Below are 21,859 nucleotides of genomic sequence, written 5' to 3'. Positions count from 1 at the left end.
CGTACCTTCCAGCCGTACCTCCAGCCGTACCTCCAGCCGTACCTCCAGCCGTACCTCCAGCCGTACCTCCAGCCGTACCTTCCAGCCGTACCTCCAGCCGTACCTCCAGCCGCACTTCGACCCTAACTCCCCGCCGTACTCCCAGCCGCCCCCGCGACCACCACGTCCCGCGCACTCGGCCAAGACAGCGCCGTCCAGTCGATCGCCCGGTAGGCGGCCTCGACCGCCGCGAGATCGTCCGGCCACTCGCTGCGGTGCAGTCCGTGCAATTCGGCCGGCACGTTCACCGCCACCGGCACGCAGTGCGGATAGTCGCGCACGCGCAGTTCGGGGGCGATCGTCGTGAAACAGCCGAGCGTCGGCACGTCGAAGCCGTCCGCGATATGCAGTGCGGCCGTGTCGGGCGCGAACAGCATGCTCGCACCGGCGATCCACGCGATGAAGTGCGCGGTGTCGGCCGCGTCGCGGCTCACGTCGACGTATGCGGGATGCGCGACCGGCCCGAACCCGGCCACCGGCATCCGGTAACGCTGCGCGAGCATGTCGACGAACGCGGCACGCAGCGCCGGCGGCACGCTGCGTACCGCGGTGCTCGCGGTCGGACAGAACAGCACGTAGGGCCGCCGCCATGCGGGCGGCAGCGCAGGCAGCGGCAGCTTCGCGAGCCAGCGGTTGCGCTTGTCGGCGGCCGGCACCGTGGCCGGATCCGCGCCGAGCGCGGCGAGGAAGAAGTCGATCATCGGCTCGCGCGCGAACGCCGGCCAGTACAGGTGATTGCCGAGATCGATGCAGCGCGTGTGCGCGGGCAGAGCATCGGCTGCGCAAGGCAGCGTGCGCGGCACGGCGACGACGTCGGCTGCGAGCGCATACAGCGCGTCGACGTAGCGCGGCGCGCGGGCCGGCCGGTACACCGTGAAGCGCAGCTGCGGATGGCGCGCGCGCAACGCCGCGAGCGCGCTCAGCCCGATCACCGAATCGCCGAGCGCGACGCCCATCCCGTTGATCACGTGCACGTCGGCCGTACGCGCGTAGTCGAGCCGGAACGGCCGCTGGGCCGCATGCAGCAGGCCCAGCGCAGGTGCGGCCGGCAGGTACTCGGCCGCCCATTCGCTGCCGTGCTCGAGATCGTACGGTGCGACCAGCGTGCCGTCGCGCGCGAGCAGCGTGCCGGGGTAGGCGAGCGCAGCGTCGCGCGACAGTGCGACGCCGACGCCCGCGCCGGCGCCCGCCGCAAGCGGTGTCGCGGTCATGCGCCGCGCGCGCGACGGCCCTGCTCGCGGATCTGCTCGAGCGTCGCGGCCGGCGTGCTGGCGTCCTGCGGGATGCGGATCTCGATCAGCGCCGGCAGTCCGCAGCCGAGCGCGCGCTCCAATGCCGGCCCGAACTCGGCGGTGTGCGCGACCGTCTCGCCATGCGCGCCGAACGCGCGCGCATATGCGGCGAAATCGGGGTTCGTCAGGCCCGTGCCGTGCACGCGTCCCGGATAGTTGCGCTCCTGATGCATGCGGATCGTGCCGAAATGGCCGTTGTTGACGACGATCACGACGATGTTCAGCCCGTACTGCATCGCGGTCGCGAGCTCGTTGCCGGCCATCATGAAGCAGCCGTCGCCGGCGAGCGCGACGACCGCGCGCGTCGGATAAAGCGACTTCGCGGCGAGCGCGGCCGGCAGTCCATAACCCATTGCGCCGCTGGTGGGCGCGAGCTGCGACCGAAAATGCCGGTACGCGAAGTGGCGATGCAGCCAGATCGCGTAATTGCCGGCGCCGTTGGTCAGGATCGCATCGTGCGGCAGACGCTCGCGCAACTGCACCATCACGTCGCCGAGCTGGACGTCGCCGGGCATCGGCAGCGGCGCATGCCATTCGCGGTACGCGCGGTGCGCATCGGCGACCGTGCCGGCCCACGGCCGTTGCGGCGGCGGCTCCAGCGCGGCGAGCGGCGCGGCGATCTCGGGCATCCCCGCCACGATCGGCAGATCGGGCGCATACACGCGGCCGAGCTCGTCGGCGCCCTGGTGGACGTGAATCAGCGTCTGGTGCGTCTTCGGGATGTCGAGCAGCGTGTAGCCGGCCGTCGTCGCTTCGCCGAGCCGCGGGCCGAGTACGAGGAGCAGGTCGGCGTCGCGAATGCGCCGGCCGAGCGCGGGATTGATGCCGAGACCGACGTCGCCCGCGTAGTTCGGATGCGCGTTGTCGAACGTGTCCTGGAAGCGGAACGCGCACGCGACGGGCAACTGCCAGCGCTCGACGAAGGTTCGCAGGTTCGCGCAGGCGTCCGGTGTCCAGCCGCTGCCGCCGACGATCACGAACGGCCGCTCGGCGCGCGCGAGCCGTTCGCGCAATTCGTCGAGCTGCGCGGCCGACGGCGACGCCGCGATGCGTTTCGCGGCCGGCACGGCCGGTTGCGGCGCACATGCTTCGGACAACACGTCTTCCGGCAGCGCGAGCACGACGGGCCCTGGGCGGCCCGAGGTCGCGACATGGAACGCGTGGCTCAGATATTCGGGAATGCGGCGCGGGTCATCGATCTGCGCGACCCACTTCGCCATCTGGCCGAACATGCGGCGATAGTCGATTTCCTGGAACGCTTCGCGATCGAGGTGTTCGCGCGCGCACTGGCCGACGAACAGGATCATCGGCGTCGAATCCTGGAACGCCGTATGCACGCCGATCGACGCGTGGGTCGCTCCCGGCCCGCGCGTGACGAACGCGATGCCGGGCCGGCTCGTCAGCTTGCCGACCGCCTCGGCCATGTTGGCCGCCGCCGCCTCGTGCCGGCAGACGACCGTCTGGATGCGCGCGGTGTCGTCCGCGAGCGCATCGAGCACGGCGAGGAAGCTCTCGCCCGGCACGCAGAACACGCGTTCGACGTGATTGGCGAGCAACGCATCGACGAGCAGTCGCGCGCCCGTGGTGGTGCTCGGCTCGAGATCCTTGGAATGCGACATGGGCTGCCGTCTCCCTGGGTAGCGGGACGTACAGCTTACGCCGGTTGCCCGCCCGGTGAAAAGGGGCGGAACGAGGGGCGTTCACCGGAGCACGGCCGGGCGTTCGCGCCGCTTTCGACTGGCCGGACGGCCGGCTTGTGCGGGCGCGTGCGCCGGTGGAAAGTGGGCGCTGTGAATATCGGGCCGGACGATGGAGGGAGCTTATGTACACACAGGGATTTACATCACGCATGGCGTCATATGATGTACATCCTCAGTACATCCGACGAGAGGTCGACATGCATACCACGAGGGTATTTCGGAACGGCAATTCGCAGGCCGTGCGAATTCCTGCGGATCTCGCTTATGAGCGCAGCGATATCGAGCTCGAGATCGAGATCGAGTGCATCGGCGACGAGATCCGCATCCGGCCGGCGCGACGGCCGTTGACGCAGGTGCTCAAGAAGTTCGCGAAGTTCGCGCCCGATTTCATGGCGGAAGGGCGTGGCGACCACGAGCAGGCCGAACGCGAGGGGTTGTGATGCCGCGCTACATGCTCGACACCAACATGTGCATCTACTTGATGAAGAGCCAGCCCGAGCAAGTGGCGAAGCGATTTGCGCAGTGCTACACGGGCGACGTCGTGATGTCGGCGATCACGTGTGCCGAGCTGGAGTACGGCGTCACCGCTTGCGCGGCGCCCGCGCGTGAGCGCCGCCATCTTGCGGCGCTGATCGAGGATATTCCCGTCGCGCCGTTCGACGCCGCGGCCGCGCAAGCATATGGGCCCGTGCGTGACGCAACGCGCGCATGGAAGAAGGATCATCTCGACAAACTGATCGCCGCTCATGCGGTGTCGCTCGATGTCGTGCTGGTGACGAATGACGAGCGCGATTTCACGAGCTATCCGGGATTGCGGCTGGAGAACTGGCTGAACGATTAGCGCCGGGCGGCGCGTGCGGCGGCAAGGCGCGACGGCGATTCGCGCCGCCTTGCCGCCGTGCCGCGCATCAGCACTCGACGATGTTCACGGCGAGCCCGCCGCGCGACGTTTCCTTGTACTTCGTCTTCATGTCGGCGCCCGTCTCGCGCATCGTCTTGATCACCGAATCGAGCGACACGTAGTGCGAGCCGTCGCCGCGCAGCGCCATGCGCGCCGCGTTGACGGCCTTCACCGACGCCATCGCGTTGCGCTCGATGCACGGGATCTGCACCATCCCGCCGACCGGGTCGCAGGTGAGGCCGAGGTTGTGCTCCATCCCGATCTCGGCCGCGTTCTCGACCTGGCGCGGCGTGCCGCCGAGCACGGCGGCGAGCGCGCCGGCCGCCATCGAGCACGCGACGCCCACTTCGCCCTGACAGCCCACTTCCGCGCCGGAAATCGACGCGTTGAGCTTGTACAGGATGCCGATCGCCGCGGCCGTCAGCAGGAAGTCGATCACGCCCTGTTCGTTCGCGCCCGGCGTGAAGCGCGTGTAGTAATGCAGCACCGCGGGAATGATGCCGGCCGCGCCGTTGGTCGGCGCGGTCACGACGCGGCCGCCGGCCGCGTTCTCCTCGTTGACCGCGATCGCATACAGGTTGATCCAGTCGACCATCGACAGCGGGTCCTGCAGCGCGCGCTCGGGGTTGCCGGTCAACGCGCGATACAGCTGCGGCGCGCGGCGCTTGACCTGGAACGGGCCGGGCAGGTTGCCGTCGGCGTTCGGGTTGCCGATCCCGCAGCCGCGCGATACGCACGACTGCATCACCGCCCAGATCTTCAGCAGGCCGTCGCGCGTCTGTTCCTCGGTGTGCCACGCGCGCTCGTTTTCCCACATCAGCTGCGCGATCGACTTGCCGGTCGACTCGGCCAGCGCGAGCAGCTCGGCGCCGGTGCGAAACGGATGCGTCATCTGCTCGGCCGCGCTCAGCACCTTCGTGTTCGGCGCGCCGGCCGTCACGACGAAGCCGCCGCCGACCGACAGATAGGTGCGCTCGGCGAGCACCGCGCCCGCCGCGTCGGCGGCGCGCAGTTTCATCCCGTTCGGATGCTCCGGCAGCGCCTGCCGGTAGAACGCGATGTGCTCCTTCAGCACGAACGGCACCGGATGCCTGCCGAGCAGCGCGAGCTGCTTCGACGTGCGGATCTGTTCGAGCCGCGCGTCGATGGTGTCCGGATCGACGGTGTCGGGCGCGTCGCCGAGCAGCCCGAGCATCACGCCGCGGTCGGTGCCGTGGCCCTTGCCGGTCGCACCCAGCGAGCCGTACAGCTCGACCTTCACGTGGGCGGTCGCATCGAGCAGCCCGTCGCGCTCCAGGCCCTGCACGAACATCAGCGCCGCGCGCATCGGGCCGACCGTATGCGAGCTGGACGGGCCGATGCCGATCTTGAAGAGGTCAAACACGCTGACTGCCATTTCGATTCCTGCCTTGCGTTGAAAGTAGTGCTAGCGCGCCTGCAGCGGCAGGCACGCGGCCAGCCATGCGGGCGGCATGACGGAGAGCTGCCGCGCGACGCGGGCATAGCGCCCGTCGAGCCGCGCGGCCAGATGAAAGAGTTCGGTGGCGTTTTTCGGGTCCCACTGCCCCGTGTAGCCCGGTAGCCCGGCTTCGCGGCGCTTCGCGTCGAATGGCACCGCCGAATGCACGAATTCGTCGTGCGTCTTCTCGCCGCGCGCATACGGCACGAGCCAGTCGAGCGCGGCCGCGAGCGTCGCGCCATTCGTGCCGCGCTCGCGCAGCCAGTTACGGTTGAAGCGGCGTGCGGCGAGCGCGGCCGTCACCAGCGGCTGCAGGTCGTACACCGTGTAGTGCAGCGCATCGCGCTCGTCGAAGTCCCAGGTCTTGCCGTCCGCGCCGATGTTGTCGGCGAGGTGTTCGACGAACAGCCGCTGCGCGGCGTTCATCATCCGGCGGTCGCCGAGCGTGAAGGCCGACAGCGCGATCAGCTTGATCCGGTGGCTCTGCCAGTTGTTGCGCCAGGTGCCGGTGAGCGGACGCTTCTGCGCGTCGATCTGCGCGACGTAGCCCGCGCCGAGCTTCGCGATGAACGCCGCGGTCGCGTTGCGGGTCTTCACCGGCAGCGCGCTGGCGGTCATGTCGTACGCGATGATCAGGCTGTCGAAGCGCGTCTCGTCGATCGGATTGAAGCTCGGCTCGTAGGTCGACACCCACGCGGACAGGAAGCGGTCGACCAGCTGCAGGTAGCGCGGCGCATTGGTCACCCGCCACGCGAGCGCGGCGTCGCGCATCAGCTCCATGTCCTTCAGCGCGTCGTTGCTCTGGTCGTAGATGCCTTCATGCGGCAGCGTGCCTTCGGTATGCACGCGCGGCATCGCCTTCGGCTGTTCGCCGATGCGCGCGTCGACGCTGCGGATCAGCGCCTGCACGCCCGGCTCGGCCTGCGTCGTCTCGCTCGCCTGCAACGCGGGCGCCGCGCAGAAATTCATGGCCGCGCGCGCGCTGCCGGCCGTACCGAGGCCGGCAACGACGAGCGACAGCGACGCGACGAGCAACGGCAACGAACGGCACGTGGCCGGCCGGTCCTGCGTTGCACCATGGCCCGGAAACATCGGACGCACCATGCGGAACTCCTTGATTGGCTGGATCGCGTGTGATGTTAGCCCGATCGGCGGTCCAGCGCGCACCGGACGGCCCGGCCGACAACGCAAAAACCGCACGCAACCAGCGGTTGCGTGCGGTCCGGTCACGATCGGAGGCCGGTGTCGCCGCGCGTTATGCGTATTCCGACATCGGCACGCACGAGCAGAACAGGTTGCGGTCGCCGTATGCGTTGTCCGCGCGGCCGACCGGCGGCCAGTACTTGTTCGTGACGAGCGATGCGACCGGATACGCGGCCTGCTCGCGCGAGTACGCATGCGGCCACTCGTTCGCGGTGACGACGGCTGCTGTATGCGGCGCGTGACGCAGCGGGTTGTCCTCGCGGTCGGCGCGGCCTTCCTCGACGGCGCGGATTTCCTCGCGGATCGCGATCATCGCGGCGATGAAGCGGTCGAGTTCTTCCTGCGATTCCGATTCGGTCGGCTCGACCATCAGCGTGCCGGGCACCGGGAAGCTCATCGTCGGCGCGTGGAAGCCGTAGTCCATCAGGCGCTTCGCGACGTCGTCGACGGTGATGCCGCTGGTTTCCTTGATCGGCCGCAGGTCGAGAATGCACTCGTGCGCGACGAGTCCGCCCGGGCCCGAATACAGCACCGGGTAGTGCGGCGCGAGGCGCTTCGCGATGTAGTTCGCGTTGAGGATCGCCGTCTCGGTGGCGGCGGTCAGGTTCTTCGCGCCCATCATCGCGATGTACATCCACGAGATCGGCAGGATCGACGCGGAGCCGTACGGCGCGGCCGACACCGCGCCGATCCCCTCTTCGCCGCGCGCGTAGCCGGTCGAACGCTGGTTCGGCAGGAACTTCGCGAGGTGCGGGCCGACCGCGACCGGGCCGACGCCCGGGCCGCCGCCGCCGTGCGGGATGCAGAAGGTCTTGTGCAGGTTCAGGTGCGACACGTCGCCGCCGAACTGGCCCGGCGCGGTGAGGCCGACCATCGCGTTCATGTTCGCGCCGTCGACGTACACCTGGCCGCCGTGCGCATGGACGATCTCGCAGATCTCGCGCACGTTCTGCTCGAACACGCCGTGCGTCGACGGATACGTGATCATGATCGCCGCGAGGTCGTTCGCGTGCTGTTCGGCCTTCGCTTTCAGGTCGGCGATGTCGACGTTGCCCTGCGCGTCGCACGCGACGACCACGACCTTCATGCCGGCCATGTGCGCGGACGCCGGGTTGGTGCCGTGCGCGGACGCCGGGATCAGGCAGACGTCGCGATGCGCTTCGCCGCGCGACGCGTGGTACGCGTGGATCACCAGCAGCCCCGCGTATTCGCCCTGCGAGCCGGCGTTCGGCTGCAGCGACACGGCCGCGTAGCCGGTGGCAGCGACGAGCATCTGCTCGAGCTGGTCGATCATCTCGCGGTAGCCGGCCGTCTGCTCGGACGGCGCGAACGGATGGATGCGGCCGAACTCGGGCCACGTGACCGGCAGCATTTCCGACGTCGCGTTCAGCTTCATCGTGCACGAGCCGAGCGGAATCATCGAGCGGTCGAGCGCGAGGTCCTTGTCCGACAGGCTGCGCAGGTAGCGCAGCATCTCGGTTTCGGAATGGTGGCGGTTGAACACGTGGTGCGTCAGGTACGCGCTCGTGCGCTCGAGGCCGGCCGGCAGCGCGGCGACGCCGGGCAGGCCCGCGTCCAGCGCGTCGACGTCCGGCGCGGTGCAGCCCGCGGCCTGCGCGAACACGGCCAGCAGATCGGCGAGGTCGTCGCGGGTCGTCGTTTCGTCGACCGACACGCCGACTTGCGTGTCGCTGACGCGGCGCAGGTTGATGCGCTTCGCGTTCGCGAAGGCGTGGAGCTGCGCGGTGCGTGCGCCGGCGTCGATCGTCAGCGTGTCGAAGAAGGTGTCGTTGACGGTCGTGAAGCCGAGCTGCTTGACGCCCGCGGCGAGCAATGCGGCGATGCGGTTCACGCGCAGCGCGATCGTCTTCAGGCCGTGCGGGCCGTGATAGACCGCGTACATGCTCGCCATGATCGCGAGCAGCGCCTGCGCGGTACACACGTTCGACGTGGCCTTCTCGCGGCGGATGTGCTGTTCGCGCGTCTGCAGCGCGAGGCGCAGCGCGGGCTTGCCCTGCGCGTCGACGGTCACGCCGACGAGACGGCCCGGCATCTGGCGCTTGAATTCGTCGCGCACGGCCATGTAGGCGGCGTGCGGGCCGCCGAAGCCCATCGGCACGCCGAAGCGCTGCGTGTTGCCGACCGCGACGTCCGCGCCCCATTCGCCGGGCGGCGTCAGCACGGTCAGCGCGAGCAGGTCGGCCGCGACGACGACATGGCCGCCCGCCGCGTGGATCGCGTCGGTGAGCGCGCGGTAGTCGCGCACGTCGCCGTTCACGCCCGGATACTGGAGCAGCACGCCGAACGCGCCGGCCTGCGCAGCCTCGGCGGCCGGGCCGGTCTTCACTTCGATGCCGATCGGCAGCGCGCGCGTGCGGACTACTTCGAGGGTTTGCGGCAGCACGTCGTCGGCCACGTAGAACACGTTCGACTTCGGCTTGCCGGTGCGTTGCAGCAGCGTCATCGCTTCGGCGGCGGCCGTTGCTTCGTCGAGCAGCGACGCGTTCGAGATCGCGAGGCCGGTCAGATCGACGACCATCTGCTGGAAGTTCAGGAGCGCCTCGAGGCGGCCCTGGGAAATTTCGGGCTGGTACGGCGTGTACGCCGTGTACCACGCCGGGTTTTCGAGCACGTTACGCAGGATCACGGCCGGCGTGTGCGAGTCGTAATAGCCCTGGCCGATGTACGAGCGGAACACCTGGTTCTTGTCCGCGAGCGCGCGCAGCGCGGCGAGCGCTTCGGCCTCGCTCTTCGGCTGCGCGAACGGGCCGAGCGGCAGCGCTTCGGCGCGGCGGATCGACGCGGGGATCACGGCGTCGATCAGGGCGGCGCGCGACGCGAAGCCGAGCGTGTCGAGCATGGCCTGCTGGCTGGCGGCATCGGGGCCGATGTGGCGTTCTGCGAACGCGTCGTGCGTTTCGAGCGCGGCGAGCGAGAGGGGCGTGCGGTTCATCAGGCGGTCCGGGTGTTCGTGCTTCATGGCGTGACTCTGGTCCCGCGCGCGCCGGCTGGCCGGCCGCGCGCGGTTCGGGTAGGGGAATTAGTCGATCAGCTTGCTGTAGGCGGCGGCGTCGATCAGCTTGTCGGTCGATGCGCCGTCGGCGAGCTTCAGCTTGAACAGCCACACGCCGTATGCGTCGCCGTTCACGCCTTCCGGCGAATCGGTCGCTTCTTCGTTGATCGCGACGACTTCGCCGGACACCGGCGAGTAGATGTCGGATGCCGCCTTCACCGATTCGACGACGCCCACCGCGTCGCCCGCATTCACCGACTTGCCGACTTGCGGCAGCTCGAGGAAGACGATGTCGCCGAGCGTGCTCTGCGCGTGATCGGTGATGCCGACCGTCAGCGTGCCGTCTGCCTCGGTGCGGACCCACTCGTGTTCGTCGGTGTACTTCAGATCGGCCGGGACGTTGCTCATCGGATGCTCCTGGATAAAAGATGTGTTCGTTATGCTGGCGCGCCGTCGGGGTGCGCCGGATGGGGTTGCGCCGGGCGCCATTCCCGGCTTTGCCGGGCGGCGGCCGTGGCCGCTTCCCGGTCGTTACGCAGCGAGGACCTTGCCGTTGCGCACGAACGGCAGTTTTACCACGCGCGCGGGAAGTTGCTTGTCTCGAATCTGCACATGGACGATGTCGCCGAGCTGGACGGCGGCCGGCACGCGCGCGAACGCGATCGACTCCTGCATCGACGGCGAGAACGTGCCGCTCGTGATCTCGCCTTCGCCGTGCGGCGTGACGACTTTCTGGTGCGCGCGCAGCACGCCGCCCGCCTTGCCGTTTTCCTTCTGCAGGATCAGGCCGACGAACGCGGCGCGCGTGCCGTCGCGCTCGAGCGCGGGGCGGCCGACGAATTCGCGCGGGGCGGAGAGATCGACCGTCCATGCGAGGCCGGCGTCGAGCGGGGACACGGTTTCGTCCATGTCCTGGCCGTACAGGTTCATGCCGGCCTCGAGGCGCAGCGTGTCGCGCGCGCCGAGCCCGCACGGGCGCACGCCGTTTTGCTGCAGCGCGTTCCAGAGCGCGACGACGTGCACGGCGGGGACGATCACTTCGAAGCCGTCTTCGCCGGTGTAGCCGGTGCGCGCGACGGTGAGATCGCCGAACGGCGTGCCGGCGACCTGCGCGGCGTTGAACGGCTTGAGCTCGCTCGTTGCGGCGCGCGCGGCGGGCACGGTGGCCCAGACTTTTTCACGGGCGTTCGGGCCCTGGACGGCCACGATCGCGAAATCGCGGCGCGGCGCGATCGTCAGGCCGTATCCGCCTTGTTCGTTGAGCTGGTTGAACCACGCGATGTCCTTCTCGGCCGTGCCGGCGTTGACCACCACGCGGAAGAAGTCTTCGGTGAAGTAATAGACGATCAGATCGTCGATGACGCCGCCTTGCGGATTGAGCAGGCACGAGTAGAGCGCCTTGCCGGGCGTCTTGAGCTTGCCGACGTTGTTCGCGAGCGCATGCTCGAAGAACGCGCGCACGCGGCTGCCGGTGAAATCGACGACGCACATGTGCGACACGTCGAACATGCCGGCGTCGGTGCGCACGGCTTCGTGCTCTTCGATCTGCGAGCCGTAGTTGACGGGCATGTCCCAGCCGCCGAAGTCGACCATGCGGGCATTGAGCGCGCGGTGCGCGGCGTTGAGCGGGGTGTGATTCAGGGCAGTCATCGAGGCCTCAGGCAAGGCGCTTGCGCGCGGGTCAGAACGGCCATGTGCGGACCTTCGCGGCCGTGTGGCCTGCGAGCGATCCGGTACATGCCCCTCTGTCCTCGATACCTGAGAGATTGCGCTGCGGACCAAGCCGGCAAACGCGCGCCCCTTCGGTGGGCAGCCTGCCCGCGCAGCATGTGCGCAGCGGGCTACTGCCGCTCTCCAGAGTGCGGGGAAGGCGGCCCGCGCAATGCGCGGAACGGGATTCCCCGACGCGGTCGGTCCTTTTGCCTGAGAGTTTGCGGGTGTGCCCCTTCGGCGGCGCGACCGGCGTATCGACTATGCGGTCACGCGCTCTCCCGACGCGTGCGGGCGACTGTACGCGAGCGGGTCGGCGTTGTCAATTTGAGCAAAAGAATGTCGCTTCGCGACAAGCGCGGCGCGGGCGCCGACGTGCTCGCCGGCGCCCGCGCGCGCCCGGCGTCACTCGCCGATCGCGCGTGCGGCCGTGTCGAGTTCCTGGTTCAGCACGCGCTGCTCGTCGCCCGACAGGCCGCCACTGTGCTGCGTCGACATGTCGCTCGCCTCCTGGCGGATCACGTCGAGGCGATGGTGCAGCTGCGCGCCGTACGGCGGTGGATAGTAGCCGCCGTTCACGCGCGCGTCGATGCGGCGGTGCAGATTGTCGATCCGGCCCTGCACTTCCTGCATGCGCTCGTTGGCGACGACCTGCGGGTTCGGGCGCGGCGGCGGCGGCGGAACCTGCCGGACCGATCGCTGCGGCTGCACGACACAGGCCGCGAGTGCGGAAACCAGAACGCAGCATGCCGCTGCGCGAATCAACCGTTGCATCACAATTCTCCTGACGGTTTGGTGTCGGATCGACTTTTTGAGAAACGCGTCAGACCGGGGCAGCGCTGACTTTCGTTCCCGCACCATTTGTAACGGTTTGTTCGGCGGGGTTGTTCCGTGATGCGGCGCGAGCGGCCGCCGCGCGGGCGCGCGGCACGGTGCGGCCGGACCGCGGATCGAGCTTGCCGCGACGGCCGGCGCGGCAAGGGCCCGCGCCGACCGCCTTTCAGACGACGCGCCGTACGAACGGTACGCGGCGGCCTTCGTGTTCGCTCTGCGCGGCAAGCTCGATGATGGTCATCACGTCGACGGCGTCCTGCGGCGTGACGGGGAACGGCGCGCCGTCGTGGACGGCCGCGGCGAGCGCCCGGTAGAACTCCGCGTACTGGCCGTCGAGCGTCGGCACCGGCCGCTCGACCTCGACCTCGCCTTCGAGCGTGCGCAGCACGCCGGGCGGGTTGCCGCCGCCGAATTCGACGTCGTCGGGCGTGAGGCGGGCCTTCAGCTGGTCTTCCTGCGTGTCGAGCCCGAACTTCTGGTAGCTGCCGCGCGTGCCGTGCAGCGTGAAGCGCGCGGGCTCGATCGCCGACAGCGCGCTCGCGTGCAGCGCGACGTCCTTGTCCGGGTAGCCGAGCATCAGGTGTACGAAGTCGGGCGCCGTGCCGTTGTCGCGGCGCGTCTTGACCGTCGCGCTGACCGTCTCGGGCAGGCCGAACAATGCGAGCGCCTGATCGATCAGATGCGGGCCGAGGTCGAGCAGCAGGCCGCCGCCGCGGGCCGGCTCCTCGCGCCAGCGAGTGCGCGGGGTCGGGCGGAAACGGTCGAAGTGCGACGTGAAGTAGGTGAGGCGGCCGAGCTCGCCCGATTCGACGATCCGGCGCACGGTGAGGAAGTCGCCGTCCCAGCGGCGGTTGTGGAACGGCGCGAACAGGCGGCTGCGCGCGTTGGCGAGCCGGGCGAGCGCGAGCGCTTCGTCGGCGGTCAGCGTGACCGGCTTGTCGACGACCACGTGGCGGCCGGCTTCGAGCACCTGGCGCGCGAGCGTGAAGTGCGTGTCGTTCGGCGTGGCGATCACCACGCAGTCGATGACGTCCAGCCGCAGCAGCGTTTCGAGGTCGGGGACGATGCGCGCGGCCGGATATGCGGCGCGCGCGCGATCGGGTTGCCCCGTTGCGATCGCGGTGACCTCGGTGCGGCCGCTCGTGGCGATCACCGGCGCGTGGAACGTCGCGCCGGCGAAACCGAAACCCATCAAACCAATCCTGAGCAATGACGACATGGCAATTCCTGGCTGCGTACGAAACGAAAGGATGGCGCGCCGGGTTGGCGCGGGGACGACCGGCTATTTTGGCATGGCGCGGCGACCCGCATCGACGGGGTCGGCAGAATGCCCATCGGCAGACGGCAGACGGCAGACGGCAGACGGCAAGCGGCAAGCGGCAAGCGGCAACCGCGTCGGCGCGGCAGGCATTCGCCGTGCCTTTGTGGGCGGCACTGTTGCGGATGCGGTGCCGCAACCGGCCGCCCGCTATCGCGCGCCGTCACGCAGCAGCTCGCTGCCGCGCCACCGCGTCGGCGACCTGCGCGGCCCAAGCCTCGCAGGCCGCCGCGCCCGGATGGAAGCCGTCGGCGGCCATCTGGTCGCGCTCGAACGACAGCGCGACGCGCAGGAACGTGCAGTTCGGCCGCGGCGCCGCCCATTCGGCCAGCGCCGCGTTGAGCCGTTTCGCGCGCCGCCCCAGATACCACGCGAGCGGCTGAGGCAGTGCGGGGAAGCGCTCCATCGGCGGCACGGCCGACAGGATCACGTGCGCGACCTGAAAGCGCGTGGCGAGCAGCTGCACGAGCTCGGCCTGCTGCGCGCGCCAGCGGGCCGGCGGCACGCCGGCCGTCACGTCGTTGACGCCGAGCGACGTCACCGCGACGTCGAATCGCCCGGCCGGCTCGGTCGCGAGCCAGTCGATCAGCTCGCGCGTGGTCAGCCCCGTGCGTGCGAGCAGTTTCCAGTGGACCCGATGCGTGGCGGCGAGCCGCCGCGCCAGTTGCCCGGACAGCGCGTCGCATTGCGACGCGACGCCGACGCCCGCGGCAGCCGAATCGCCGACCACCAGCACGCGCAGCGGCGGGCCGTCGCCGGTCACGCCGTCGCGCGGGCCGGCTGCCTCGGGCAGCCGCGGCGTGACGCGGCGTACGTGACGGCCTTGCAGGAACAGCAGCGGGCCGAGGGCGGCGGTGGCAAGCGGGTATCCCATGGAGTCGATCCGGTGAAGTGGCGGGGCGGGGCGGCCCGGCGCGGGGCCGAGCAGCGCGCCGGACGTGCAGCCATTGTGGCCGATCGGACCGGCGAAATGGCGACGAGAGGGCCGGATTAGCCGTTCGGCCGACCCGCGAAAACGAGCGTCCCGCCCGCTCTGCCCCATGCGGCGGGCCTCCCGAAAAGCGGGCCGCCGACGTGTTAACATGCGCGTCCTGCCCGTGCGTGAGCCTGCATTCCAGCCGTCGCGCGCGCGGCATCCTCCCGGCGTTCCGCCGTCAACCGCAACATCATCCGCCATCATGTCCGCAGGCCTCAACCCCGCTCAGAACGAAGCGGTGCGCTACCTCGACGGTCCCTGCCTCGTGCTCGCCGGCGCGGGCAGCGGCAAGACCCGCGTGATCACGCAGAAGATCGCGCACCTGATCGAAGCGAAAGGCTTCGAGCCGCGCCACATCGCGGCCGTCACCTTCACGAACAAGGCGGCCGCCGAGATGCGCGAGCGCGTGTCGAAGCTGCTGGAGGGCAAGACGCTCACCACGCCCGGCAAGGAAGGCCGCAAGGTGCCCGTCAATCAGCTCACCGTGTGTACGTTCCACTCGCTCGGCGTGCAGATCCTGCGTCAGGAAGCCGAGCACGTGGGCCTGAAGCCGCAGTTCTCGATCATGGATTCGGACGACTGTTTCGGCATGATCCAGGAGCAGATCGGCACCACCGACAAGGGGCTGATCCGCAAGATCCAGAGCACCATCTCGCTGTGGAAGAACGGCCTGATCATGCCCGAGGAGGCGATGACCATCGCGGCCAACGAGGACGAACACCAGGCCGCGCTCGTCTACCGCAACTACGTCGCGACGCTGCACGCGTACCAGGCCGTCGATTTCGACGACCTGATCCGCCTGCCGGCCGAGCTGTTCGCGAACAACGAGCAGGTGCGCGACCGCTGGCAGAACAAGCTGCGCTACCTGCTGATCGACGAATACCAGGACACCAACGCGTGCCAGTACGAGCTGCTGAAGCTGCTGGCCGGCCCGCGCGCCGCGTTCACGGCGGTCGGCGACGACGATCAGGCGATCTACGGCTGGCGCGGCGCGACGCTCGAGAACCTCGCGCAGCTCGGCAAGGATTTCCCGAAGCTGCACGTGATCAAGCTCGAGCAGAACTACCGGTCGACGGTGCGGATCCTGACCGCCGCGAACAACGTGATCGCGAACAACCCGAAGCTGTTCGAGAAGAAGCTGTGGTCCGAGCACGGGATGGGCGATTCGATCACCGTCACGCCGTGCAACGACGAGGAGCACGAGGCCGAATCGGTCGTGTTCCGGCTGTCCGCGCACAAGTTCGAGCGGCGCGCGCAGTTTCGCGACTACGCGATCCTGTATCGCGGCAACTTCCAGGCGCGGATCTTCGAGCAGGTGCTGCGGCGCGAGCGGATTCCGTACGTGCTGTCGGGCGGGCAGTCGTTCTTCGACAAGGCGGAGATCAAGGACCTGTGCGCGTATCTGCGGCTGATCGCGAACGCCGACGACGATCCCGCGTTCATCCGCGCGGTCACGACGCCGCGCCGCGGGATCGGCAACACGACGCTGGAGGCGCTCGGCTCGTTCGCGGGGCAGGCGAAGGTGTCGCTGTTCGAGGCCGTGTACATGGGCGGGATCGAGGCGCGGCTGTCGGCGCGCCAGGTCGAGCCGCTGCGGATGTTTTGCGACTTCATCCAGCGCCTGACCGAGCGTGCGGACAAGGAGCCGGCGAGCGTCGTGCTCGACGACATGATGGACGCCATTCACTACGAGGCGTACCTGTACGACGCGTTCGACGAGCGGCAGGCGCAGTCGAAATGGCAGAACGTGCTCGAATTCCTCGAATGGCTGAAGCGCAAGGGCACCAAGCCGGAGACCGAAGCCGTGGACGGCGAGGCCGAGGGCTTCCACAACGCGGACGGGCTGGCGGACACCGGCAAGAATCTGCTCGGCCTGATTCAGACGGTCGCGCTGATGTCGATGCTCGAAGGCAAGGACGAGGACCCGGACGCGGTGCGTCTGTCGACGGTGCATGCGTCGAAGGGGCTCGAGTATCCGCACGTGTTCCTGGTCGGCGTCGAGGAAGGGATCATGCCGCACCGCGGCGGCAGCGACGACGACGGCCCGGTCGACAGCGAACGGATCGAGGAGGAGCGCCGGCTGATGTACGTCGCGATCACGCGCGCGCAGCGCAGCCTGCATCTGAACTGGTGCAAGAAGCGCAAGCGGGCGCGGGAGACGGTGGTGTGCGAGCCGTCGCGCTTCATCCCCGAGATGGGGCTCGACGAAGCGCCGCCGCCGACGCCGGAGGAAGCGCCGATGACGCCGAAGGACCGGCTCGCGAGTTTGAAGGCGTTGTTGCAGAAGTGACGCGGGGCGTCGCGCCGCGCGTCAGTATGCGCGGCCGGCACCGATGCGACTGCGAATGCCGTGGCCGGCGCGGCGCAGCGCGTCTGCCAGATCGATTTCGTTGACCAGCCGGAGCTCGCTTTCGGCGCGCGACAGATCCGGCAGATAGCGATTGCGGATCGGATTGTCGCCGCCGGCCCGGTGAAGGACGCGCACCGGCTTGTCGTTGCCGAGCACGCTGCTGACGAGTCGCGCCGCCTCGAGCAGCGTGACGGGCTCGTGGCCGCCGACGTTGTACGCGCGGCCGGCCATTCCGTTTCGCAATATCGCCAGCAGCCAGCGTGCCAGTTCGGCCTGGTCCATGTACGAGCGAACCGGGCTGCCGTCGCCGTTGATGACGATCTCGTCGCGAAACAGCGCATCGCGGATGAAGTTTCCGATCGCGAAATGGACGTCGAGCGGCAGATCCTCGCCGACGAACGCGAAGCAACGCGCGACGACCGGCTCGATGCCGTAGCGGTCGGCATAGAGCGCGCACAGATGTTCCGCCTGCCGCTTGGCGACGCCGTAGGCGTTGGCGGCGTGCAGCGGGTCGGGCATCCCGTGATAGGTCTCGGGAATGGTGTCGAGGTCCGCTGGCTGGGAACCGTACACGCCGCCGGAGCTGGTCAACAGGAAGCGGCGGATCCCGCGATCGGCTGCGAACTGCAGCATGTTCTTCGTGCCGAGCGTGATCTGCTCATGCCGTCGCCACGGATCGAGATGGCCGACGTTCGTCGAATCCGCGGCTGCATGGAGGACGTGCGTGAAGTCTCCGTCGCGCGGCAGGCTCTCGGGCGCCTCGATATCGCCTCGATGAAAGGTGAGCCACGGCAACGCGGCGAACTCGGGATGCTGACCGAGAAATCGATCGGGGTCGCGGCTCAATACGGTCATCTGCGACACGAGCGCTTCGCGTGCGCGGCCGTCGAGCGCCGTCAGGTATCGCAACACGGCTTTGCCGAAGAAGCCGGTGCCGCCGGAGAAGAAAATGTTCACGACCGGCGCCGCCTCCTATGAGCAAAGCAACGTGCGGCGCGAGATTCGCGCGCCGTCTTCAAAACGCGACGCCGAGATATTGCTCGATCGCCGTCGCGGCGTAGTCGAGCATCGATTCGCTCAAGCCGGGGTAGACGCCGATCCAGAACGTGTCGTTCATGACCTTGTCCGAGCGGTTCAGCGTCGATGCGACGCGATAGTTCCGCCCGGCCATGTACGGTTGCCTCGTCAGATTGCCGGCGAACAGCAGTCGGGTACCGATCTTCTTTTGCTCGAGATAGCCGAGCAGGTCGCGACGGCTCACCGGTGCGTTGTCGCGCAGCGTGATGGGAAAGCCGAACCACGACGGAGCGCTGTCGGGCGTGGCTTCCGGCAGGATCAGGAATTCGCTGCAGGTTTCGAGGCGCGTGCGCAGGAACGCGAAATTGCTACGTCGCCGCGCGATGAAATCGTCGAGGCGGTCGAGCTGCGCGAGCGCGCAGGCGGCCTGCATGTCGGTGATCTTGAGGTTGTAGCCGAGGTGCGAATACGTGTACTTGTGATCGTAACCTTCGGGCAGATCGCCGAGTTTCCAGCAGAATCGCTTGTTGCAGGTGTTGTCGCGTCCCGGCTCGCAATAGCAGTCGCGGCCCCAGTCGCGAAACGATTCGGCGATGCGCCGCAGTTCATCGTTGTTGGTGAACACCGCGCCGCCCTCGCCCATCGTGATGTGGTGCGCGGGGTAGAAACTCAGCGTGCCGATGTCGCCGAACGTGCCGACCTTGCGCCCCTGGTAGGTTGCCCCCAGTGCGTCGCAGCAGTCTTCGATGAGCCACAAGCCGTGTTTGCGGCACAGCGCCGTCACCACTTCCAGGTTGAACGGGTTGCCGAGCGTATGTGCCAGCATGATCGCGCGCGTGCGCGGCGTGATCGCGGCTTCGATCAGTGCAGGGTCGACGTTGTAGGTCGGAATGTCGACATCGACGAACACCGGTACGGCCCCGAACTGCAGAATCGGATTGACCGTGGTCGGAAAGCCGGCGGCGACGCCGATCACTTCGTCGCCCGGGCGGATCGCGCGATCGCCGAGGCGAGGCGACGTGAGCGCCGAGAAGGCGACCAGGTTGGCCGACGACCCCGAGTTGACCGTCAACACATGCTTGACGCCCAGTACCTGAGCGAGCGCCGCCTCGAACTGGCGATTGAAGCGGCCGGTCGTCAGCCAGCCGTCGAGCGACGCTTCCACCATGTTCTTCAGTTCGGCGGCGCCGATCACCTTGCCCGACGGCGGAATCGCCGTATCGCCCGGTATGAACGGCGCAGGCGCGCAGCTGAGCTGCGCGTACTGTTCGACCAGTGCGAGGATTTCGCGACGTAACGCTTGCTGATTCATATGATCCTTGTCTGACCGTTAGGGTTGCGTGGTCGGCCGTGTCTTACGGACCGGAGCGCTCGGCCGGCCGCCGGACGATGCGCGCGTGGCGCCGAGACGCGATGCCGGGCACCGCAGTTCACCCGACGGCGGTTATGCCGCTGCCTGCGGGATTGCAGACGGTACCGTGCGCAGATGGTCTGCTGCTTCGGGCGGCAACGCGTACGCAACCGTCTCGAAACCGCCGTACGCGTGTGCGCGCAGCACCATCGGGTGCTGCGGGGCCAGGCGGTGCATCAGCAGCGGGACTTTCCACAGGTGGTCGGGCGTGTGATACGCGGAGATCGCCATCGCGCAACCGGTGCGTGCGATCAATCCTTCGGCGCCGCGCAGCGCGTCGAGCTCGGCCCCTTCGATGTCCATCTTGAGCAGCGTGGCGGGGAAATCCGGCGCCGTTTCGTCGAGCGACACACACTGGATGATCGCATCCCCGTCGTGGCCGGTGCGGCTCGCGGTGCCGTTGCCCGCGTGGAAGCGCAGCAATTTGGTCCGATCGGAAAGACCGAGCGGCCAGCACATCATGTCGCGCGCGCTGGTGCGCGCGGCCTGCAATGCCGCGAAATTGGCCTGATCCGGTTCGAAGCACAGGCTTTTCTCGATGCTCAAGCCGCATTGCGCGAACGCTCGCAGGGTGTCGCCGTCATACGCGCCGGCGTCGATCAGTCGAACCGGCTGCGGCCACGACGGCAGGCTCGCGGGCGCATATTGCCGCGCTTCGGGGGCAGCGCGAAGCGACACCTTGTCGAGTGCGCGCGCGCAGAGTTCGCCCCAGAAAACGCGTGCACTGGCTTCGTCGGCGAAGCACTCCAGCACGGCGCGGGCTTCGTCGAGCGCCTCGCGCGGATCCTGCTGGCCGTAGAAAGACCCATCCAGCCAGAATGCGGCCGGCCAGTTCCGGCCAACGCGGGCCGCCGCCCGCCACAATCGTTGCGGCAGCCATACATCGAATCCGCTCGATCGCAGTCGTGTGACGAGTGTCGCGAGGTCGGTGGAGCCGTTGTGGATGCCCAGTGCGACCGCCGCAGGCGTGCGCGACAACAGCTCCTCGGGCGACAGGCACGGCAGGCCGGCAACGCCGTGCGCATGGAGGGCGGGATTGCGATCGACGACGGCCAGAACACGTGTGCCGGCCTCGGTGAGCCGTCGCACGAGTTCGAGCCCGAACGCGCCGGCGCCCCACACGTAGGCAGCCGACGGCAACGGCTCATCGGGCAACGCGTTGTATTGCCGCACGAATTCGGTCCAGTCGCCAGGCTCGGGAGCGCCCGCTGCGCCGAAATCCAGATCCATGCCGGTGCCGCGTTCGGCGATGGCGGGATCGAACGCGGCGCGGGAATACGCCGTCGCGGGAAGTGCGGTGGGGAGTTGCGGTATTGGCATGGCGAGTGGCAGGAGTGGAAATGGCCGATGTGCCGAAGTGCCGCCCGCAGCATGGATTGCGTTGTCGCGGATGCTTCGCGTGACCGATGGAGCGATTGTCTGGTCGAACGGACCCGCTCTAAGCGGGAAACAGCGCGGTTTTTTACCCGTAATTCGCGCGGTGCGCCGTGCATGCGAACCCGCATGCGAATTGCAGCCGGATACCGCCGCTGTTCGAGGTTTCGACCGAGCGGCAATGCGCTAGTCTTGACTGCGTATGCGAGCGGATGCGACGCACCCGCGATTTCACGACTCCAACGAACGGCCGGGTATTTCCATGGGCAATGCAGACTTCATCATTTGTGCACCGCTGTATCTGACCTTCAAGTCGAATGGCGTGCTGGCGCTTGCGCGACTCGCCCAGGCGATCGAAAAAGCAGGGCGGTCGGCCTATGTATGCACGTATCAGTTCGTCGACGGCCGTGAATCGATACTGGGAATCGACTACGACACGTATGAACCGAAGAACGACGCCGAACGCCAGATCGTCGACGAGGTGCTGCGTGCCGTGCGCACCTTCGATCTCAAGATGCTGAAGGACTTCTCGCAGCGCCGGATCGACGAGTGCTACGTCGTCTACCCGGAGGTCATGGTGAACAACGCGCTGAATGCGCGCAACGTGATCCGCTACTTCCTGAACAAGGACAACCCGGCGAGACCGGTCAATGTCGGCGAGCGCGATTTCATCCTCACGCATTCGAAGGTGATGCATCCCAATCCGCATCACGTCAGCTACTTCGGAGATGTGAACCCGCTGTTTCACAGCAATGGCACATACCCGGCCGAGCATCGTCAGATGGACATCACCTACATCGGCAAGGGCGCGCTGTACGGAGCGCCGGAGGTCGTGCCGGGGACCGTCCTGATTACGCGGGAATGGCCAGCCTCGAAGGAGCAGCTCGCGATCATGCTGCGCAACTGCCGCTTCTTCTATACGGCCGACGCGTGCAGCAACCTGAATGTCGAAGCACTGGCTTGCGGCGCGATTCCCGCCTTCATGGACAACGGGCCGTGGCGCGACGAGGAGATCGACGGCGCCGAGCCCGGCAAGTTTCCGCGGCTCTACGCGGGCATCGAGGCCGGCGAAGATTTCTATGCCCGCTTCGAAGAAGCTCGCGCGCAGTACTTCGAGAACTTGCGCGGGTACATCGACGGATGGGACGCAGGCGCGGCCGAGATGATCGAGAAGGTGGATCGTCACTTTGCCGCGAATGCGCAGCCGCTTGCGCAGGCAGCGGCACTCGGTGCAACGGCATGACGGCGTCCCGGCCGGTCGA

General features: G+C 68.2%; 17 protein-coding genes and 2 riboswitches. Of the genes, 4 read left to right on the top strand and 13 right to left on the bottom strand.

Features of this window, described 5'->3' with window-relative positions:
* Positions 1-122: 122 nt before the first annotated feature.
* Positions 123-1,250, bottom strand: coding sequence for a glycosyltransferase family protein (locus EX20_RS06100; RefSeq protein ID WP_014722198.1), 1,128 nt, complete (start codon positions 1,248-1,250; stop codon positions 123-125).
* Positions 1,247-2,950, bottom strand: a complete 1,704-nt coding sequence (locus EX20_RS06095; protein WP_014722199.1) for a thiamine pyrophosphate-binding protein — start codon at positions 2,948-2,950, stop codon at positions 1,247-1,249. The genes EX20_RS06100 and EX20_RS06095 overlap by 4 nt, the downstream gene beginning before the upstream one ends.
* A 278-nt stretch (positions 2,951-3,228) precedes the next feature.
* Here EX20_RS06095 and EX20_RS06090 point away from each other — a divergent pair, with 278 nt between their 5' ends.
* The gene (locus tag EX20_RS06090; RefSeq protein WP_034192974.1) at positions 3,229-3,471 is read left to right on the top strand and encodes an antitoxin; all 243 of its coding nucleotides are present in this window, start codon (positions 3,229-3,231) and stop codon (positions 3,469-3,471) included.
* Entirely contained in the window at positions 3,471-3,872 is a 402-nt protein-coding gene (locus EX20_RS06085; protein WP_034192973.1) for a type II toxin-antitoxin system VapC family toxin, read from the top strand. Before EX20_RS06090 ends, EX20_RS06085 begins: the two co-directional genes overlap by 1 nt.
* A gap of 67 nt (positions 3,873-3,939) precedes the next feature.
* Here the strand turns inward: EX20_RS06085 and EX20_RS06080 are convergent, their stop codons facing one another.
* The 8 genes from EX20_RS06080 to EX20_RS06045 form a co-directional block, all read right to left on the bottom strand.
* Complete coding sequence (locus EX20_RS06080) at positions 3,940-5,328, bottom strand: L-serine ammonia-lyase (protein WP_014722202.1); 1,389 nt, start codon at positions 5,326-5,328, stop codon at positions 3,940-3,942.
* 30 nt (positions 5,329-5,358) lie between these two features.
* Complete coding sequence (locus EX20_RS06075) at positions 5,359-6,495, bottom strand: alginate lyase family protein (protein ID WP_011882849.1); 1,137 nt, start codon at positions 6,493-6,495, stop codon at positions 5,359-5,361.
* Positions 6,496-6,646: 151 nt separating this feature from the next.
* Positions 6,647-9,574: an aminomethyl-transferring glycine dehydrogenase gene (gene gcvP / locus EX20_RS06070; protein ID WP_014722203.1), complete on the bottom strand. Its 2,928-nt coding sequence runs from the start codon at positions 9,572-9,574 to the stop codon at positions 6,647-6,649.
* A gap of 60 nt (positions 9,575-9,634) precedes the next feature.
* Positions 9,635-10,015, bottom strand: a complete 381-nt coding sequence (gene gcvH / locus EX20_RS06065) for a glycine cleavage system protein GcvH (RefSeq protein ID WP_011882851.1) — start codon at positions 10,013-10,015, stop codon at positions 9,635-9,637.
* A 123-nt stretch (positions 10,016-10,138) separates the two neighbouring features.
* The gene (gcvT, locus tag EX20_RS06060) at positions 10,139-11,257 is read right to left on the bottom strand and encodes a glycine cleavage system aminomethyltransferase GcvT (protein WP_011882852.1); all 1,119 of its coding nucleotides are present in this window, start codon (positions 11,255-11,257) and stop codon (positions 10,139-10,141) included.
* An 85-nt stretch (positions 11,258-11,342) separates the two neighbouring features.
* Positions 11,343-11,475, bottom strand: a riboswitch (glycine riboswitch).
* Between the two features lie 33 nt (positions 11,476-11,508).
* Positions 11,509-11,611, bottom strand: a riboswitch (glycine riboswitch).
* 111 nt (positions 11,612-11,722) lie between these two features.
* Positions 11,723-12,091: a hypothetical protein gene (locus tag EX20_RS06055; RefSeq protein ID WP_011882853.1), complete on the bottom strand. Its 369-nt coding sequence runs from the start codon at positions 12,089-12,091 to the stop codon at positions 11,723-11,725.
* Positions 12,092-12,317: 226 nt separating this feature from the next.
* Positions 12,318-13,370, bottom strand: coding sequence for an oxidoreductase (locus EX20_RS06050; protein ID WP_034192972.1), 1,053 nt, complete (start codon positions 13,368-13,370; stop codon positions 12,318-12,320).
* Between the two features lie 262 nt (positions 13,371-13,632).
* Entirely contained in the window at positions 13,633-14,343 is a 711-nt protein-coding gene (locus EX20_RS06045; protein WP_014722207.1) for an SGNH/GDSL hydrolase family protein, read from the bottom strand.
* A gap of 304 nt (positions 14,344-14,647) precedes the next feature.
* Between EX20_RS06045 and EX20_RS06040 the strand changes: the two genes are divergently transcribed.
* The gene (locus tag EX20_RS06040; RefSeq protein ID WP_011882856.1) at positions 14,648-16,735 is read left to right on the top strand and encodes a UvrD-helicase domain-containing protein; all 2,088 of its coding nucleotides are present in this window, start codon (positions 14,648-14,650) and stop codon (positions 16,733-16,735) included.
* A 21-nt stretch (positions 16,736-16,756) separates the two neighbouring features.
* Here the strand turns inward: EX20_RS06040 and EX20_RS06035 are convergent, their stop codons facing one another.
* From EX20_RS06035 to EX20_RS29845, 3 genes are all read right to left on the bottom strand, one after another.
* Positions 16,757-17,752: an NAD-dependent epimerase/dehydratase family protein gene (locus EX20_RS06035; RefSeq protein WP_034192971.1), complete on the bottom strand. Its 996-nt coding sequence runs from the start codon at positions 17,750-17,752 to the stop codon at positions 16,757-16,759.
* Positions 17,753-17,810: 58 nt separating this feature from the next.
* A complete protein-coding gene (gene rfbH / locus EX20_RS06030; RefSeq protein WP_034192970.1) occupies positions 17,811-19,124 on the bottom strand; it encodes a lipopolysaccharide biosynthesis protein RfbH in 1,314 nt (437 codons plus the stop codon).
* 132 nt (positions 19,125-19,256) lie between these two features.
* Positions 19,257-20,453, bottom strand: coding sequence for an FkbM family methyltransferase (locus EX20_RS29845; RefSeq protein ID WP_051974396.1), 1,197 nt, complete (start codon positions 20,451-20,453; stop codon positions 19,257-19,259).
* A gap of 406 nt (positions 20,454-20,859) precedes the next feature.
* Between EX20_RS29845 and EX20_RS32460 the strand changes: the two genes are divergently transcribed.
* Positions 20,860-21,840, top strand: coding sequence for a hypothetical protein (locus tag EX20_RS32460; protein ID WP_034192969.1), 981 nt, complete (start codon positions 20,860-20,862; stop codon positions 21,838-21,840).
* The last annotated feature ends 19 nt before the right edge of the window (positions 21,841-21,859 follow it).

This window comes from Burkholderia sp. WP42 (assembly GCF_000745665.1).
GTDB lineage: Bacteria > Pseudomonadota > Gammaproteobacteria > Burkholderiales > Burkholderiaceae > Burkholderia > Burkholderia vietnamiensis.
This window is presented reverse-complemented; position numbering and strand designations above follow the sequence as displayed.